The organism is Pseudomonas sp. EL_65y_Pfl2_R96, assembly GCF_963970905.1.
In the GTDB taxonomy this organism is placed as follows: Bacteria; Pseudomonadota; Gammaproteobacteria; order Pseudomonadales; family Pseudomonadaceae; genus Aquipseudomonas.
Window position 1 is genome coordinate 151,252 of record NZ_CAXAQH010000007.1, and the last position, 14,898, is coordinate 166,149.

Genomic DNA, 14,898 nt, shown 5'->3' on the forward strand with positions numbered 1-14,898 from the left:
GTTCCGGCCTCTTCGCGAGCAGGCTCGCTCCCACATTGGGACCTTTGCCGAGCACGGTATTTGTGTACGACTTCGCTCCCACAACAGCACGAATCAAGCCGCGCTGGCGGCAAATTTCTCGTAGTAGAAGTTCGCAGGCGCAATGCCTTGCTCGCGAATGAACTGGCTGACCGCCTCGACCATCGGCGGCGGGCCGCACAGATAGACATCGACGTCGCCATCGTTCAAATGCCGTGGCTCGATGTGTTGGGTCACGTAGCCCTTGAGCGGGTGCCGACTGTCGGGGTTGGCCACGCAGGCGCTGAAGCTGAAGTTCGGGATCCGCGCGGCGAAGGCTTCCAGTCGATCCATCTCCACCAGGTCGAAATCGTTGGTCACGCCGTAGATCAAATGCAGCGGATGCTCGCTGCCCTGCTCGGCGATTTTTTCCAGCATCGCGGTAAACGGCGCCAGGCCAGTGCCACCGGCCAGCAACAACAACGGACGGCGGATATCGCGCAGATAGAAACTGCCCAACGGTCCGGCCAGGCTCATGCGGTCGCCGGCCTTGGCCATGCTGGTCAGGAAGCTGCTCATCAAGCCGCCGGGCACGTTGCGAATCAGAAAACTGACCTCGCCGTCGCGCTGCAACGAGCTGAACGAATAGGCGCGGGTCTGCTCGCTGCCGGGCACCCCGAGGTTCACATACTGCCCCGGCAGAAACGCCAGTTTGCTCAGGGCCTCGCCTTTGATCGACAGCGCAATGGTGCTGTCGGACAACTGACGCACGGCGCTGATGGTCGCGTCGTAGCTGGCCTGACGGGTGCGGCAGACATCCGATGAAACCGGCACCCGCACCACGCAATCGCTCTGCGCACGCATCTGGCAGGTCAGGACAAAACCCTGCTGCGCCTCGTCGGCGCTGAGGGCGTCTTCGATGTAGTCCTCGCCCAAGTCGTAGCGGCCGGCCTCGGCGAAGCATTTGCAAGTGCCGCAAGCGCCGTCGCGGCAGTCCAGCGGAATGTTGATGCCCTGGCGGTACGCGGCATCGGCCACGGTTTCCCCAGCATTGGCGTCGATGAACCGGGTGACGCCGTCTTCGAAATTGAACGCAATGGAATGAGTCATGACGGCCACCTCAGAAGTGGTAAACATCGATGACCTGGCGAACGTAGTCGTTCTTCAGGATCACTTTCTTGGCCTTGATCAACGGGTTTTCACCGCGCACATCCAGGGTGTAGAAACTGCTGCCGAAATAGCTGTCGACGGTCTTGTAGCGAAAGCTCAGGGTGTGCCAGTTGAAGCGCACCTTGCACAGGCCGTCGGCCTGTTCGAGCAGCTCGATGTTGCTGAGGTTGTGCGAGGTGCGGGTGTCCGGCACGCTGGCACTGGAACGCTCGGTCTTGATTCGGAAAACGCGGTCTTCCAGGCCGGTGCGATTGCCGTACCAGATCAGCGAGATTTCCCGCTGCGGGTCTTCAGTCAGCTCGTCGTTATCGTCCCAGGACGGCATCCAGAAGGTTGCGTCCGGCGCGTACAACTCCAGCCAGTCGTCCCATTGCTTGTCGTCGAGGTAGCGTGCTTCGCGGTAGAGAAAATCGCGCACCGCGTCATAGGTCATGGTCATGGTCATTGCACGGCCTCCACTGCAATCAGTTCGGACTGTTCGGCGGCCAGGGCCTTGAGCATGGTCTGCTGCCAATATTTGTGTTGCAGCACGAACAGGCCTTCGTCTTCGGTGCGCACGCCGCTGAGCAGCGGATGCAGGTCGATTTCTCTGGCCGCATCATCGGCGCCTTCGACCCAATGCTCGGCGCCACGGGACATGTCATTCCAGGCGGTGACACTGCCCTGGTAACCCGTCTGGCAGGAGCGAAACTCTTCCAGATCGTCTGGGGTGGCCATGCCGCTGACGTTGAAAAAGTCCTCGTACTGACGAATGCGGCTCGAACGGGCGTGGTCGCTTTCACCTTTGGGGGCGATGCAGTAAATGGTGATTTCGGTGCGGTTGACCGAGATCGGCCGGGCGATGCGAATCTGCGAACTGAACTGGTCCATCAGGTACACGTTCGGGTACAGGCACAGGTTGCGCGAGTTCTCGATCATCCAGTTGGCGCGGGCCTGGCCGAAGTCCCGGGCCAACTCGTCGCGACGCTCGTACAGCGGACGGTCCTCGGGGTTGGACCAACGGGTCCAGAGCAGCATGTGGCCCTTGTCGAAGGAATAGAACCCCCCACCCTGCTTGGCCCAGGTGCCGGCGCTCATCGTTGGATTGCAATCGCCGGCTTCACGCTGCTTGCGCTGGTTCTGGGTGGCGGCGTAGTTCCAGTGCACCGAGCTGACGTGATAGCCGTCGGCACCGTTTTCGGCGGTGAGTTTCCAGTTGCCTTCGTAGATGTAACTGGAGGAACCGCGCAGCACTTCCAGGCCATCGGCGGACTGGTCGACGATCATGTCGATGATCTTGGCCGACTCACCCAGGTGCTCAACCAGCGGCACGACATCGGCCTTGAGGCTGCCGAACAGGAAGCCGCGATAGGATTCGAAACGCGCGACTTTGGTCAGGTCGTGGGAGCCATCGCAATTGAAGCTCGCCGGGTAGCCGGCCGCCGCCGGGTCTTTAACCTTGAGCAGCTTGCCGGAGTTGTTGAACGTCCAGCCGTGGAATGGGCAGGTGTACGAACTCTTGTTGCCGGTCTTGTGCCGGCAAAGCATTGCGCCACGGTGACTGCACGCATTGATAAAGGCGTTCAACTCACCGTCCTTGTTGCGCGCGATGAAGATCGACTGACGCCCCATGGTGGTGGTGTAGAAATCGTTGTTGTTGGGGATCTGGCTTTCGTGCGCCAGGTACAGCCAGTTGCCTTCAAAGATGTGTTCCATCTCGAGGTCGAACAGCCGCGGATCGGTGAACATCTCGCGCTTGCAGCGATAGATGCCCTGCTCAGGGTCTTCTTCAAGCAGGGAGTGAAGGTATTCGGGTCGCAGGGTCATGGCCGCCGCCTCCATTGTTTTTATTCAGGCAGGGCCATGCTAGGACGAGGGGATGGGGCGGACTATCCGCGGGGTGCAGACCTGTATCCATTTTGTGCAACGAGCGGTCGGTGGTTGATGATCGTTCCCACGCTCCCGCGTGGGAATGCCTCAACGGACGCTCTGCGTTCGGCTCTGGAAGGGACGCGGAGCGTCCCGGGCTGCATTCCCACGCAGAGCGTGGGAACGATCAAACGGTGGGCGGCGTTTGCGAGGTCAGTGGCGGCGTTTGAGGGTGTCCGATGGCAATTCGCCGAACTGTTTGCGGTAGCTGCCGGAGAACCGGCCCAGGTGCAGAAAGCCGTAATCCATGGCTACTTCCGTGACGTTGCGCACGTTGCAGGTCGGGTCGCTCAGGTTGGCGTGGATGCGTTCGAGCTTCTTCTGCCGGATGTAGTTTTTTGGCGTGTCCCCCGCGTTACGTTCGAACAACCCATACAGCGAACGCAGGCTCATCCGCGCCTGGCGCGCCAGTTCCTCGCTGTCGATGTCTTGCTTGAGGTTGCAGGCGATGTAATCGACCAGCGCCTCGAACGTCGCCGAGGCTGAGCCAGGGTCGGTGCGCATGACGTTGGTCTTCATCAGGCCGAGCATCTTGCTGACTACGATTTGCGCATAGTGCTCCTGCACACGGGGAATCGGCTCGGCGGCTTCTGCCTCCTGGCAAATCATCGCCAGCAGACCGACGAAACCTTCCAGTTCATTGAGCTGATAACGGTTCTCCAGAAATCGCACGCCCTGCCCCGGATACCGCCAGCGCTGCTCTTCGCACACTGACTCCAGTAGCCGCGTGGGAACTTTCAGGATGAATTTTTCGCAATCACTGGAATAGGTCAGATCCACCGGATCGTCGGGGTTGATCAGCAGCAACTCGCCGGGGGCGAAGTAATGTTCCTGGCCATGGCCACGCCACAGGCAGTTGCCGCGCAGCAGCACTTGCAAGTGATAGATGCTGTCCAGCGCGCCGGACGTAACCCGCACGCTGGCGCCGTAACTGATGCGGCACAGGTCGAGGCTGGCGAACTTGCGGTGGTCGAGGCTGGCCAGCGGTCGGCCGGCCCTGGGCATCTGGAGGCAATGATTGCCGACGTGCTGATTGACGTAACCCGATACCGCGTACGGGTCGGCATGGTCGAAGACTCTGCTGCGATGACTCAACCATTGCGCTTGCATCATCGGTTCGCTCTCATTGTTGTTATAGGGTGCGTCAGGCGATTCTAGAGCAGTGCTCGCATCGATGTGTCAGTTGACCGACCTGTGGGAGCGAGCCTGCTCGCGAAAGGGTCATCAGCTTCAACATCAACGTTGACTGACACTCCGCTTTCGCGAGCAGGCTCGCTCCCACAAAGGTTTGGCTGGTCGAGGGTATCAGTCCTCGAGCGCACGCACCCGTTCGTGGCGTTGCTGCTCCTCAGGCTGGGCGGAGGACTGCAGCGTGAAGTCGAAATCGATTTCGGCAAAACGACCGCTCACACCATGGGCCGCCGCACGCTGCGGATCGTCGCTGAAGGTGATTTTGGCGATCAGTTCGTCACGGGTGGCGTAGGCGAAATCGTCATGCAGGTACTGATCGCCGTCGAGGTTGATCTGGGTGGTCAGGTGACGATGATCCGGTGCCGAAATGAAGAAGTGAATGTGCGCCGGCCGCTGGCCATGACGGCCCAGTTGATCGAGCAGTTGCTGGGTCGGACCGTCCGGCGGGCAGCCATAGCCCGACGGCACAATGCTGCGAAAACGGTAACGGCCCTCGGCATCGGTGACGATGCGCCGACGCAGGTTGAACTCGGACTGGGTGGTATCGAAGTACGAATAGGTGCCACCGGTATTGGCGTGCCAGACATCCACTACCGCCCCGGCCAGCGGTTCGCCAACGGTGTTGCGCACCTGGCCTTGCATGAACAGCACCACACCCGGATCGACGCCATCGTCCAGTCGCGCTTCGACGTTCGACAGCGGCGCACCGGCCACGTACAGCGGCCCTTCGATGGTCCGCGGGGTGCCGCCGGATTTACCGGCCTGCTCGTCTTCGGCGTCCATCAACAGGTCCAGGTAATGCTCAAGACCCAGCCCGGCCACCAACAGACCCGCCTCCTGACGCGCGCCCAGCACGTTGAGGTAGTTGACGGCTTTCCAGAATTCTTCCGGGGTCACGGCCAGGTCTTCGATGATGTTCACCGAGTCCCGCAGGATGCGGTAAACCAGCGCTTTGACTCGCGGATCGCCGGCGTCGTTGAGCAGGCCGCTGGCCTCTTCGAGAAACTTCTGGACACTGGCGGTGTTGGAAATCTTGACGTTCATGGTGGATCCTCATCTTGTAATTATTAGCGTAGCGAACTGAACAGACTGGGTTCAGCGGTCATCCTCGCGAATGGAAGAAGGATGCCGGCACAGTGCGTTGACCTCGATGGCCATGTACGGGTACAGCGGCAACTGCATCAGCAGGTCGTGCAGTTCCTGAACGCTGTCGACATCGAACACGCTGTAATTGGCATAGAGCCCGGCGATGCGCCACAGATGACGCCACTTGCCTTGCTCTTGCAGACGCTGGGCCAGGGCTTTTTCGTCGGCCTTGAGCTTGGCGGCGCGTTCCGGGTTCATGTCGACCGGCAAATTCACAGTCATTTTTACGTGAAACAGCATGATGCCCTCCTCAGGCTTGATGAACGGCAGTGGATGTCTTGTCCCTACGGAAAAACGCCAGGCGTTCTTCATCCAGGCTCAGGCCCAGCCCCGGTGTTTGCGGGACATGCAGTTGGAAGTCGCGGTAGACCAATGGCTCGCTGAGGACGTCTTCGGTCAGCAGCAGCGGGCCGAACAGCTCGGTATCCCAGCTCAGTGTGTTGAGCGTGACGAAGGCATGGGCCGAGGCCAGCGTGCCAATCCCGCCTTCGAGCATGGTGCCGCCGTACAGACCGATACCGGCCGCCTCGGCAATGGCGGCGGTTCGCAGCACGGCGCGCGGGCCGCCGTTCTTGGCGATTTTCAGGGCGAATACTGAAGCCGCGCCCTCCCGTGCCAGGTTGAAGGCGTCCGCTACGCATTCGATGGATTCATCGGCCATGATCGGCGCCGGGCACACGGCATTCAGGCGCACCATGCCGGCGCGGTTATTGCGCGAGATCGGTTGTTCGATCAGGTCGATGCCGTTGGTGCCGAGGATCCGGCAGGCCCGCAGGGCCACCGCTTCATCCCAGGCCTGATTGACATCGACCCGCACACTGGCGCGGTCGCCCAAGGCCTTTTTGATCGCAATGACGTGGGCCAGGTCGCGGTTGACCTCGCCAGCACCGATTTTCAGTTTGAAGATCCGGTGGCGACGCAGGTCGAGCATTTTTTCCGCTTCGGCGATGTCCTTGGCGGTGTCGCCGCTGGCCAGGGTCCAGGCCACCGGCAAGGCATCGCGAACCCGGCCGCCCAGCAGTTCGCTGACCGGCAGGCCAAGACGCTTGCCTTGGGCGTCGAGCAAAGCACTTTCGATACCCGATTTGGCGAAGGTGTTGCCACGAATGCTGCGCTCCAGGCGCAACATCGCGGCATTCACATTACCGCCGTCCTGGCCAATCAGCAGTGGCGCGAAGTGTTTGTCGATGTTGGTCTTGATGCTGTCCGGGCTTTCGTTGCCATAGGCCAGACCGCCGATGGTGGTCGATTCACCGATCCCTTCAATGCCATCGGCACAGCGCACACGGATGATCACCAGGGTCTGGTTCTGCATGGTGTGCATCGCCAGCTTGTGCGGGCGGATGGTCGGCAGATCGACAATGATCGTCTCGATCGATTCAATGGCAGTTGCACGCATGTCGATACCCGTCAGGTTCTTGAAGTTCTGAAACGGATTCTCGTACGGTTTTTTCCGGGCGGCCAATATAGAATTGGTCTGGCTCGATACCTTAAAGGTATTCAACAGACCGACATCCGGAGGCCCCATGGAACTGCGTCACCTGCGGTATTTTCAGGTGTTGGCTCAAACCCTCAACTTCACCCGCGCCGCCGAACTGCTGCACATCGCCCAACCGCCACTGAGCCGGCAGATCCAGCAGCTGGAAGACGAACTCGGGGTTCTACTGCTGGAACGCGGCCGACCGCTGAAGCTGACCGACGCCGGGCGTTTTTTCCATGAACACTCCACCGCTCTGCTTGAACAATTGGGCAAGGTTTGCGACAACACGCGGCGGATCGGTCTGGGCGAAAAGACCTGGCTGGGCATCGGCTTCGCACCCTCGACGCTCTATGGCGTGCTGCCGGAATTGATTCGCCGGTTGCGCAGCGGCGAGCCTCTGGCGCTGGAGTTGGGGCTCTCGGAAATGACCACGCTGCAACAGGTGCAAGCGCTCAAGGCCGGGCGCATCGATGTCGGCTTCGGGCGTATCCGCATCGACGACCCGGCCATCCTGCAGACCGTGCTCACCGAAGATCGACTGGTCGCCGCCCTGCCCGCCGGCCATCCGCTCCTCGCCAGGCCCATCAGCCTCCGTGAACTGGCGAAGGAACCCTTTGTGCTCTACCCCGGCAACCCGCGCCCCAGTTACGCCGACCACGTGATCGCGTTGTTCGAAGCCAGTGGCGTGCACATCAAGGTGGCGCAATGGACCAACGAGCTGCAAACAGCGATCGGTCTGGTGGGGGCGGGAATCGGTGTGACACTGGTGCCGGCCTCGGTGCAGTTGCTGCACCGCGACGACATTGGCTTCACCCCGGTGCTGGAAGACAACGCGACCTCGCCGATCATTCTCAGCAGGCGCGTGGGCGACGTATCGCCGGGGTTGAATCATTGTTTGCAGATGATCGATGAACTGCTTGCGGGTGACAGGCTCGTGAACTAGGCCATGACACCAGCGAAGGCTCGACGACCGGCGCGCATTTCAGTGCGAAGTTCGCCGATCAGGTTGGAAATATCGCGAACATTGGTCAGCTCGTCGGGGGATACGCCGGTGATCAACAGTTCAATCCGCCCGGTGGTGCGCTCGAAGACCTTGATCCGCAACGTTTCATTGCCGTTCACAGTGCATTCGCAGGACAGCGGCTTGAAACCGGACTCAACAATTTGGCAAAGCTGCGCAAGTGGAACCATGGCGAACGCCCTCGTGGACGGTTTTGCGATTGGATCCACTCAGAGCTGATCAACTAGCGCAACGCGCCAGCGAGTTTTGTAGGCGCTGGCGAAGCCTGCGCCTACACAGTCAATCTCCCTGACGTCGTTCAGTGAGAATCCCCGTCCCATAACCAGTTCCAGATCCCTGGCAACTCAACCGCCTCTGAACTGTCACGGACAGTACGCGCCATGGCCGCCCGCTGCAGCGCTGTCGTGTCGTCGTAAAACGGCTTCTGCGCCGTGGCCAGACCTGTGGCGCTGGCACTGTCGAGGAGGATTTGCAGGTATTCCCGGGTATGCCGGGCGGTGTAGCGATTGAGATCGTGAAAGGTCACCACCACCGGAATCACCCCGTCCACCGTCGGCAACTCGCCGAGGGCGATGCGCTCGCGGACTTCGGACAGCTGCCGCAGCATATTGGCCCGCCGCCGAGGGCTGGCGTTGAAGCCCCAGATCTTGCCGTCATTGGCACTCAGGTCGGTCAGCAGTACGTGCATGCCATGCTGTTGGTAGGCGGCAAAGGTGCGCTTGTCGTAGTTCCAGAATGGCGGACGCACCAGGATCGGCGAGACGCCAGTGATCGCAGCAATGTCTGCGCTGCCATGGGTCAGCGACTGTTCCAGTTCTTCCGCATTCAGGGAGCGATGGTTGGTGTGGTGGGGAGTGGCCGTGTGGAAGCCCAACAGGTGTCCCTCGGCGTGTTCGCGCCCCATGATCTGACGGCCCACGTCACTGCCGCCGGCGCCTGAGGCACGGGTTTGCACGAAGAACACGGCTTTAATGTCGGGTTGCAGCGGATTACGCGCCAGGCTGTCGAGCACGGTGACGGTCGGGTTGTAAAAACCGGACGCGCTGGGCCCGTCGTCGAAAGTCAGCAGAAAGCGGATCGGCGCTTGTGTGCGCAGGCGCTGTTGCGTCTGCGGCGTCATTTCGATGGGCGCGGCGATGCAGCCAAACAGGCCAGCTGCAATGGCGAACGCGGATAGAACCTTGAACAACTGCTTCATGTTTTGCCTTGGGCCAGACCTTGCGGACGTCATGTTTAATGGCAAAAACCCCTCGCCCATTCATCCCTTTATCGGCCCGCCAATCGCTGCGAGCCGAGGTTGGATAAGGGTACACAGTGTTTGGTTCCAGCGCCCGCTCCCAGGCTCGCGTTATGCCTTCGATTTTCGGTTATTAGTTGTTTACCCAGCAACAGCGACTCAACAGACTGTTTTCCTCGGTGCATGCCGTTCCCCCGACACCCTCCTCCCTTCAAGCCCGCTCCCACAGGTGATTGCATTTCAGGCCGCTGGAACTAAAAAGCCCCGCCATCAATGGCGGGGCTTTTGGGTATGTGCAAGCCGATCAAGGCTTCAGCGGGCGCTCCTGGTCGCGGTCCGACAGCTCTTTACCGTCGTCGGGGTGCTTCCAGTCCGGCGTCGAACGCTTCTGCCGCTCGAGTTCTTCCTCCGTCGGTTCATCGGTGTCTTCATTCGGGTCTGGATGCTTTGGTTCAGTGGCCATGTCCACCTCCCGCCCTCAAGGAATCAATCATCCGTTTTAAGCGTAGAACAGTTTCGCACCGGACGACTCAGAGCCACCACCGCAACAAAAAGAAAAACCCCATGCTCAACAACATGCTGAGCAAGGTGTTGCGGGTGTAAAGCACCAGGCCCACGGCCACCAGCGAACTGATCAGGTAGGGGTTGTCCCACTGCAGGTTCAACTGTTTGTCGGGCATGAACACGATCGGCCCGCAGATCGCGGTGAGCATGCCCGGCACCGCGAAACCGAGGAACTGCCGGGCATTGCTGCTCAAGCGCACCGGCAGCCGAGGTTCGAGAAATACGTAGCGGTTCAGGAACACCAGCAGGCCCATCCCGATAATCACAGCCCAGACCATCATGTGCGCCCCATGTAGAGTTTGTTGCAGATAAAGCCCGCAGTCATGCCCGCTAACCCCGACAGCACCAGCGCCGAGCCCCATTGCCAATAGCTGAACAGCACCGAACAGAACAGCGAAACCGCCACGCAGACCACCGTCGGGACGTTGCGCACCACCGGTGTGATCAAAGCGATAAAAGTCGCCGCGATGGAGAAGTCCAGCCCCAGGTGTTCAAGGCCCGGAATGCTGCTGCCCAGCACAATGCCCGCCAGGGTGAAGAGGTTCCAGGCGATGTAAAACGTCAGGCCCACACCCAAGGCATACCAGCGATTGAACTGCTGTTTGTCATGCTGGCTGGTCAGGGCGAACAACTCATCGGTGAGCAAAAAGCCCAGCCCCACGCGCCAGCGGCCCGGCAACGGGGAAATCACCGAACGCATGCTCATCCCGTAAAGCAAATGCTGGGAGGTCAGCAACAATGTGGTCAACAGAATCGAAAAAACCCCGGCACCGCCCTTGAGCATGCCGATGGCGACCAATTGCGCCGCGCCGGCAAATACGATGCTCGACAGACCCTGGCCTTGCAGGGGCGTGAGGTTGGCCTCGATGGCCATGGAACCGGCCAACAGCCCCCAGGGCGCGGTCGCCAGGGACAACGGCATGATGGCCGCGGCGCCGCGAAGGAATGCACTGCGCGGCATGAGTGAGTTGGACATAACGCTCTACAACCAGGGAAAGGCCCCAGACTGTGCCAGCAGTCGCGGCCGATGGCTTGAACAATTTTGCGCACTTGCGACGAGCACGCCTTGTTTTGCTGTTACGCATCGGGTTCGCTGATTTCACGATTGACAAATACCCCACCGACTTTTAAAACTGGGCACCTCATTCAGGGTGTAAGCAAGCATGTCTGCAACCTCCAACCTCAACACTGTCGTCATTGGCTTGAATGCCAAGGCGCAAGGTTGCGTTGCGCACGCCCCTAAATCGAAGAAACAGTCGCTCATGTGACCGGGGCGCGCTGTCCCGTCAGATGAGCTGACAGGACATTGAGCGCGACGGACACCCCTCCTCTTGCTGACTTCCTTCTACGCTTCTGACGGTGACGAAATCGGTCAACCTTCAGGAGAAAGTGCATGTCATCGTTTCAAGGTATCTGGGTTCCCATCGTTACACCGTTTCACAATGGGGCCATCGACTTCGCCGGGCTGCGGCGGCTGGTCAGTCATCTGCTGGAAAAAGGCGTCGACGGCATTGTGGTCTGCGGCACCACCGGGGAAGCCGCGGCGCTGGGCAAACATGAGCAACTGGCGGTGCTCGATGCGGTGCTGGAACAGGTTCCGCCAGAACGTGTGGTCATGGGCCTGGCCGGCAACAACCTCGCCGAATTGCTGCAATTTCAAAGCGAAATCCTGAAACGTCCCCTGGCGGGCCTGCTGGTTCCGCCGCCGTACTACATCCGCCCTTCCCAGGCCGGCCTCGAAGCCTTTTTCAACACCGTCGCCGATGCGTCCAGCGTCCCGGTCATTCTCTACGACATCCCCTATCGCACCGGCATAGCCTTCGAGCAGGCGACTCTGCTCCGGATCGTCGCCCACGAGCGGATCGTCGCGATCAAGGACTGCGGCGGCAATCCAGCCACCACTCTTGCGCTGCTCTCCAGCGGCAAAGTCGACGTGCTGTGCGGCGAAGACCACCAGATCTTCAACGCTTTGTGCCTGGGTGCCAAAGGCGCGATTGCCGCCTCGGCCCATGTTCATCCCGAGCTGTTCGTGACGCTGTATCAACAGATCCGCGATGGCCAGTTAGCGGCCGGCCGAGCGACCTTCTTCCAGTTGCTGCCGCTGATTCACAGCCTGTTCATCGAGCCCAATCCCGCCCCGGTGAAAACCGCCCTGGCCCTTGAAGGGCTGATCCGCGACGAACTGCGCGCGCCGATGCAACGCAGCAGCGAAACCACGGCGATGCGCTTGAAAGACGTACTCGCAGTGCTTGAAAACAGCAATCAATAGAACACACGCACCCAGCCCGAGTACCATGGAGCGATTCACATAACGCGTCAGGGAATCGACATGCTTTACCGAATCGCCGCCGACGGGCTGGTGCTGTCTCACTTGCTGTTCATTCTATTCGTGCTGTTCGGCGGGCTGCTGGTGCTCAAATGGCGCCACCTGATCTGGTGGCACCTGCCTGCCGCCGCATGGGGCGTGATCGTGGAAGTTTTCCACCTGACGTGCCCACTGACCGAATGGGAAAACCGCCTGCGCCACGCGGCCGGGCAAACCGGTTACGGCGGCGGTTTTATCGAACATTACGTGTGGCCGATCATTTACCCGGCCGGGCTGACACCCACGATTCAGCTGGGGCTGGGTAGCGTGGTGCTGGCGCTCAACGTGCTGATCTACCTGCGGCTGTTCCGGTCGTGGAAGTTGCGTCACCCGACTCGTTCAAGGCAGTGACGGGCCTGGTTGAGTTCAGTTGGCAATGACGCTCATGTTCCGGCCACTGGCCTTGGCCACGTACAGTGCCTTGTCCGCGGCGCCGACCACATCATCGGGCTGGGCTTGCGAGGCCGGGTCGTAGGCGCAGACACCCAGGCTGACCGTGACCACGCCTTCCACGCCCCCTACGTGTTTGATGTCGGCCTGCTGAACCGCGCGGCGGATCTTTTCCGCCACCAGAAACGCCCCCACATAATCGGTGGCGGGCAGCACCACCGTGAACTCCTCACCACCGAAGCGGGCCGCGAGATCGCCGGGGCGCTTGATATTGTCGGTGATGATCGCGCTGATCTTGCGCAAACACTCATCGCCCGCCAAATGACCGTAGTGGTCATTGAAGCTCTTGAAGTGGTCGACATCGATCATCAGCAGCGCAAGGCTGGTCTGGCTACGCCTGGCACGCCCCATTTCCGCCAGGATGAACAGGTCGAATTGACGCCGGTTGGAAAGCCCGGTCAGTGCATCCTCCAGCGCCAGCAACTTAAGGCTGTGGTTGACGTCAATGAGTTTGTCCTGAGCCTGCAGCAGTTCGTTCTGAATTTGATTCTGCTGCTTCATGAGGCGGATCAGGCGATAACCGATAACGCCCAGAAACCCCAGCAGCAATGAGACGATGCCCGCACTGAATATTGACTCCTGCCGCCAGCTGGCCAGTACTTCATCCTTGTCGAGCGCGGTGAAGACGACAAGCGGATAACCCTCGACCCGTCGAAACCCCACGACCCGAACCACCCCGTCCACGTAGGACTTGACCGTTTCCGTACCGGAATCGCCCTTGGGCAATAGTTGAGTAAACAGCGGCCCCTTGGCGACGCTGGCGCCGATATCGGCTTCGTTGAACGGGTGGCGAACGACGATGGTGGCGTCGTCGGCAATCAGGTTGATCACCCCGTTTTTGCCCATGTCGATGCTGTTGTACAGGTCCAGGAAATGCTTGAGGTAAATCGAGGCCACCACCACACCGGCAAACCGGCCATCGGCGTGATTGATCCGGCGTGACACGGTCATGATCCACTCGCCGGTCGAGCGACTTTTTATCGACGGACCGATATGAGGACCGCGGTCGGGATGATCACGGTGGTAGATGAAGTATTCACGGTCGGCATTATTGGCGTTGGGCGGTATAACGTTAATGGCGTTGGCGAGCCAGCGTCCTTCTTCGTCGAACACGAACAACCCATGGATCTGCGCCAGTTCACTGCGCTGGGCTTGAAGCAAACGTTGCAGCCTGGGAAGTTTTTCCGGTTGCATGCCGTCGATTTCGAGGCGGTCCACCAGGGAAAACAGCAACGTATCGGCCTGTTTGATCGATGCCTGCGCCTGCGAGGCCAGGGTTTGCGCCAGGTTGGACATCGCCACTTCGCTGTCACGCAGATGGTACTGACGCGAGTTCCAGCTTTCACCGATCACGATGGCCATCATGGACAGGCACACCGCAACGAGCAGAAAGACCGCGTATCGAACCTTGAGTCTCGACTCGACTTTCTCTGGCACCCAAGGTGTGGTGAGCCGGGTGTTTTCAATACGGTCTTTGACGGACGGATGCCCCATGACGCTCCCTGAATCCCTTATGACATGGCGAATTTTGCCGTTCGCCCTTTTCGCGCCTGCCAGCCGTGCCCGGCGCTCAGACCACTATGACTCATCAACGAATACGATAGGCGACTTGCGCGAAAACGCTCATCGCCAGCAATTGCAGTGCTACATCAACGTCTGTTTGATCGCCTCAAGCCAGGCCGGATTCAATTGCATCTGTTCGGTATCGATGCCTAGCGCTTGCATCCGCGCCTTGTGCTGATCCATCTCGCGGGTCAACTGGCCATGGTCGCTGGAGTTGCCGTCCAGCTGGTGCATCTGGCTCAGCCCCAGATGATAAAAACGCAACAGCTTCATGGCGCCCGGATCACCCTTCTCCACCGCCGCCGTCACCTGGTGCATGACGTTGGTGACGCTCATCAGGCTGCGCTTGAGCTGCCAACCGTAGACCGCTGGCGCCATCCAATCCTGGGTCCGGAACTTGCCGCGTATCAGTGCCGTCGTCAGCAACAAGGCGGCAAACACCCCGCCAACATTAAAACGCAGATTGTCGCCGCCGGGTTCACCGAACAGCACCACCGCCGCCGTGGACAACACCATCGCCAGCGCCAGGAACATCAGGGCGATGATCACCGTGCTGCGCCGCGTCTGACGTCGATAGGTTTCGGCATTCATTGGCTGGATTTCGAACATCGCGACGGGGTTCCTTGCATCAATGGTAAAGGCCATGTGGCAAAAAGACTGCGGGGCATTATCGCCTCCCCGAAAGATTTAGCTATGCTGGAGCGCCTTTTCGTCTTTTCATCGTCAAACGGGAGCATGGCGATACAGCGCAGTTCGTGCCATCTTCATCATGGATACACACTATTCGGATGCCATGCGCCGTTGCT

At 60.1% G+C, this 14,898-nt stretch carries 17 protein-coding genes; 3 read left to right on the plus strand and 14 right to left on the minus strand.

The window, feature by feature from the left end; all coding sequences use genetic code 11:
- Nucleotides 1–93 precede the first annotated feature (93 nt).
- The 7 genes from benC to AACY49_RS10515 all read right to left on the minus strand — a co-directional run bounded on the left by benC (nucleotide 94) and on the right by AACY49_RS10515 (nucleotide 6,811).
- Nucleotides 94–1,107, minus strand: a complete 1,014-nt coding sequence (gene benC, locus AACY49_RS10485) for a benzoate 1,2-dioxygenase electron transfer component BenC (protein WP_339523498.1) — start codon at nucleotides 1,105–1,107, stop codon at nucleotides 94–96.
- A 10-nt stretch (nucleotides 1,108–1,117) separates the two neighbouring features.
- Nucleotides 1,118–1,606: a benzoate 1,2-dioxygenase small subunit gene (gene benB, locus AACY49_RS10490; RefSeq protein ID WP_339523630.1), complete on the minus strand. Its 489-nt coding sequence runs from the start codon at nucleotides 1,604–1,606 to the stop codon at nucleotides 1,118–1,120.
- 2 nt (nucleotides 1,607–1,608) lie between these two features.
- The gene (gene benA, locus AACY49_RS10495; RefSeq protein ID WP_339523500.1) at nucleotides 1,609–2,973 is read right to left on the minus strand and encodes a benzoate 1,2-dioxygenase large subunit; all 1,365 of its coding nucleotides are present in this window, start codon (nucleotides 2,971–2,973) and stop codon (nucleotides 1,609–1,611) included.
- Between the two features lie 255 nt (nucleotides 2,974–3,228).
- Nucleotides 3,229–4,188 (minus strand): AraC family transcriptional regulator, encoded by a 960-nt coding sequence (locus AACY49_RS10500; protein WP_339523502.1) that lies wholly within the window; start codon nucleotides 4,186–4,188, stop codon nucleotides 3,229–3,231.
- Between the two features lie 192 nt (nucleotides 4,189–4,380).
- Nucleotides 4,381–5,310 carry a catechol 1,2-dioxygenase gene (catA, locus tag AACY49_RS10505; protein ID WP_339523504.1) on the minus strand — a complete coding sequence of 310 codons (930 nt, stop codon included), beginning with the start codon at nucleotides 5,308–5,310 and terminating at the stop codon, nucleotides 4,381–4,383.
- Between the two features lie 51 nt (nucleotides 5,311–5,361).
- Complete coding sequence (gene catC, locus AACY49_RS10510) at nucleotides 5,362–5,652, minus strand: muconolactone Delta-isomerase (protein WP_258700158.1); 291 nt, start codon at nucleotides 5,650–5,652, stop codon at nucleotides 5,362–5,364.
- A 10-nt stretch (nucleotides 5,653–5,662) separates the two neighbouring features.
- Nucleotides 5,663–6,811 carry a muconate cycloisomerase family protein gene (locus AACY49_RS10515; RefSeq protein ID WP_339523632.1) on the minus strand — a complete coding sequence of 383 codons (1,149 nt, stop codon included), beginning with the start codon at nucleotides 6,809–6,811 and terminating at the stop codon, nucleotides 5,663–5,665.
- A 127-nt stretch (nucleotides 6,812–6,938) separates the two neighbouring features.
- On the opposite strand from AACY49_RS10515, the gene AACY49_RS10520 reads away from it, so the two are divergent.
- Entirely contained in the window at nucleotides 6,939–7,835 is an 897-nt protein-coding gene (locus tag AACY49_RS10520) for a LysR family transcriptional regulator (RefSeq protein ID WP_320394069.1), read from the plus strand.
- Here the strand turns inward: AACY49_RS10520 and AACY49_RS10525 are convergent.
- From AACY49_RS10525 to AACY49_RS10545, 5 genes are all read right to left on the minus strand, one after another.
- Nucleotides 7,832–8,083, minus strand: a complete 252-nt coding sequence (locus AACY49_RS10525) for a DUF1652 domain-containing protein (RefSeq protein WP_339523507.1) — start codon at nucleotides 8,081–8,083, stop codon at nucleotides 7,832–7,834. The two genes, AACY49_RS10520 and AACY49_RS10525, sit on opposite strands and share 4 nt — an antisense overlap.
- Before the next feature lie 128 nt (nucleotides 8,084–8,211).
- Nucleotides 8,212–9,111: a polysaccharide deacetylase family protein gene (locus tag AACY49_RS10530; protein ID WP_339523509.1), complete on the minus strand. Its 900-nt coding sequence runs from the start codon at nucleotides 9,109–9,111 to the stop codon at nucleotides 8,212–8,214.
- Nucleotides 9,112–9,454: 343 nt separating this feature from the next.
- Complete coding sequence (locus AACY49_RS10535; protein WP_258700154.1) at nucleotides 9,455–9,613, minus strand: hypothetical protein; 159 nt, start codon at nucleotides 9,611–9,613, stop codon at nucleotides 9,455–9,457.
- Between the two features lie 67 nt (nucleotides 9,614–9,680).
- Nucleotides 9,681–9,992 carry an AzlD domain-containing protein gene (locus AACY49_RS10540; RefSeq protein ID WP_162830927.1) on the minus strand — a complete coding sequence of 104 codons (312 nt, stop codon included), beginning with the start codon at nucleotides 9,990–9,992 and terminating at the stop codon, nucleotides 9,681–9,683.
- Complete coding sequence (locus AACY49_RS10545) at nucleotides 9,992–10,690, minus strand: AzlC family ABC transporter permease (RefSeq protein WP_258700153.1); 699 nt, start codon at nucleotides 10,688–10,690, stop codon at nucleotides 9,992–9,994. Before AACY49_RS10545 ends, AACY49_RS10540 begins: the two co-directional genes overlap by 1 nt.
- Before the next feature lie 417 nt (nucleotides 10,691–11,107).
- Here AACY49_RS10545 and dapA point away from each other — a divergent pair, with 417 nt between their 5' ends.
- The gene (gene dapA, locus AACY49_RS10550) at nucleotides 11,108–11,983 is read left to right on the plus strand and encodes a 4-hydroxy-tetrahydrodipicolinate synthase (protein WP_339523512.1); all 876 of its coding nucleotides are present in this window, start codon (nucleotides 11,108–11,110) and stop codon (nucleotides 11,981–11,983) included.
- A 60-nt stretch (nucleotides 11,984–12,043) separates the two neighbouring features.
- Nucleotides 12,044–12,430, plus strand: a complete 387-nt coding sequence (locus AACY49_RS10555; RefSeq protein WP_258700151.1) for a DUF2784 domain-containing protein — start codon at nucleotides 12,044–12,046, stop codon at nucleotides 12,428–12,430.
- 15 nt (nucleotides 12,431–12,445) lie between these two features.
- On the opposite strand, the gene AACY49_RS10560 is transcribed toward AACY49_RS10555, so the two are convergent.
- Both AACY49_RS10560 and AACY49_RS10565 read right to left on the minus strand, forming a co-directional pair.
- Nucleotides 12,446–14,023, minus strand: a complete 1,578-nt coding sequence (locus tag AACY49_RS10560; protein ID WP_339523514.1) for a sensor domain-containing diguanylate cyclase — start codon at nucleotides 14,021–14,023, stop codon at nucleotides 12,446–12,448.
- 150 nt (nucleotides 14,024–14,173) lie between these two features.
- On the minus strand, nucleotides 14,174–14,701 hold the full coding sequence (locus AACY49_RS10565) for a DUF3087 domain-containing protein (protein ID WP_339523516.1): 528 nt from the start codon (nucleotides 14,699–14,701) through the stop codon (nucleotides 14,174–14,176).
- Nucleotides 14,702–14,898 lie beyond the last annotated feature (197 nt).

Coding starts and splice junctions, on each gene's coding strand:
- benC (WP_339523498.1), bottom strand. CDS start 1,107: ATGACTCATTCCATTGCGTTCAATTTCGAAGACGGCGTCACCCGGTTC.
- benB (WP_339523630.1), bottom strand. CDS start 1,606: ATGACCATGACCTATGACGCGGTGCGCGATTTTCTCTACCGCGAAGCA.
- benA (WP_339523500.1), bottom strand. CDS start 2,973: ATGACCCTGCGACCCGAATACCTTCACTCCCTGCTTGAAGAAGACCCT.
- AACY49_RS10500 (WP_339523502.1), bottom strand. CDS start 4,188: ATGATGCAAGCGCAATGGTTGAGTCATCGCAGCAGAGTCTTCGACCAT.
- catA (WP_339523504.1), bottom strand. CDS start 5,310: ATGAACGTCAAGATTTCCAACACCGCCAGTGTCCAGAAGTTTCTCGAA.
- catC (WP_258700158.1), bottom strand. CDS start 5,652: ATGCTGTTTCACGTAAAAATGACTGTGAATTTGCCGGTCGACATGAAC.
- AACY49_RS10515 (WP_339523632.1), bottom strand. CDS start 6,811: ATGCGTGCAACTGCCATTGAATCGATCGAGACGATCATTGTCGATCTG.
- AACY49_RS10520 (WP_320394069.1), top strand. CDS start 6,939: ATGGAACTGCGTCACCTGCGGTATTTTCAGGTGTTGGCTCAAACCCTC.
- AACY49_RS10525 (WP_339523507.1), bottom strand. CDS start 8,083: ATGGTTCCACTTGCGCAGCTTTGCCAAATTGTTGAGTCCGGTTTCAAG.
- AACY49_RS10530 (WP_339523509.1), bottom strand. CDS start 9,111: ATGAAGCAGTTGTTCAAGGTTCTATCCGCGTTCGCCATTGCAGCTGGC.
- AACY49_RS10535 (WP_258700154.1), bottom strand. CDS start 9,613: ATGGCCACTGAACCAAAGCATCCAGACCCGAATGAAGACACCGATGAA.
- AACY49_RS10540 (WP_162830927.1), bottom strand. CDS start 9,992: ATGGTCTGGGCTGTGATTATCGGGATGGGCCTGCTGGTGTTCCTGAAC.
- AACY49_RS10545 (WP_258700153.1), bottom strand. CDS start 10,690: ATGTCCAACTCACTCATGCCGCGCAGTGCATTCCTTCGCGGCGCCGCG.
- dapA (WP_339523512.1), top strand. CDS start 11,108: ATGTCATCGTTTCAAGGTATCTGGGTTCCCATCGTTACACCGTTTCAC.
- AACY49_RS10555 (WP_258700151.1), top strand. CDS start 12,044: ATGCTTTACCGAATCGCCGCCGACGGGCTGGTGCTGTCTCACTTGCTG.
- AACY49_RS10560 (WP_339523514.1), bottom strand. CDS start 14,023: ATGGGGCATCCGTCCGTCAAAGACCGTATTGAAAACACCCGGCTCACC.
- AACY49_RS10565 (WP_339523516.1), bottom strand. CDS start 14,701: ATGTTCGAAATCCAGCCAATGAATGCCGAAACCTATCGACGTCAGACG.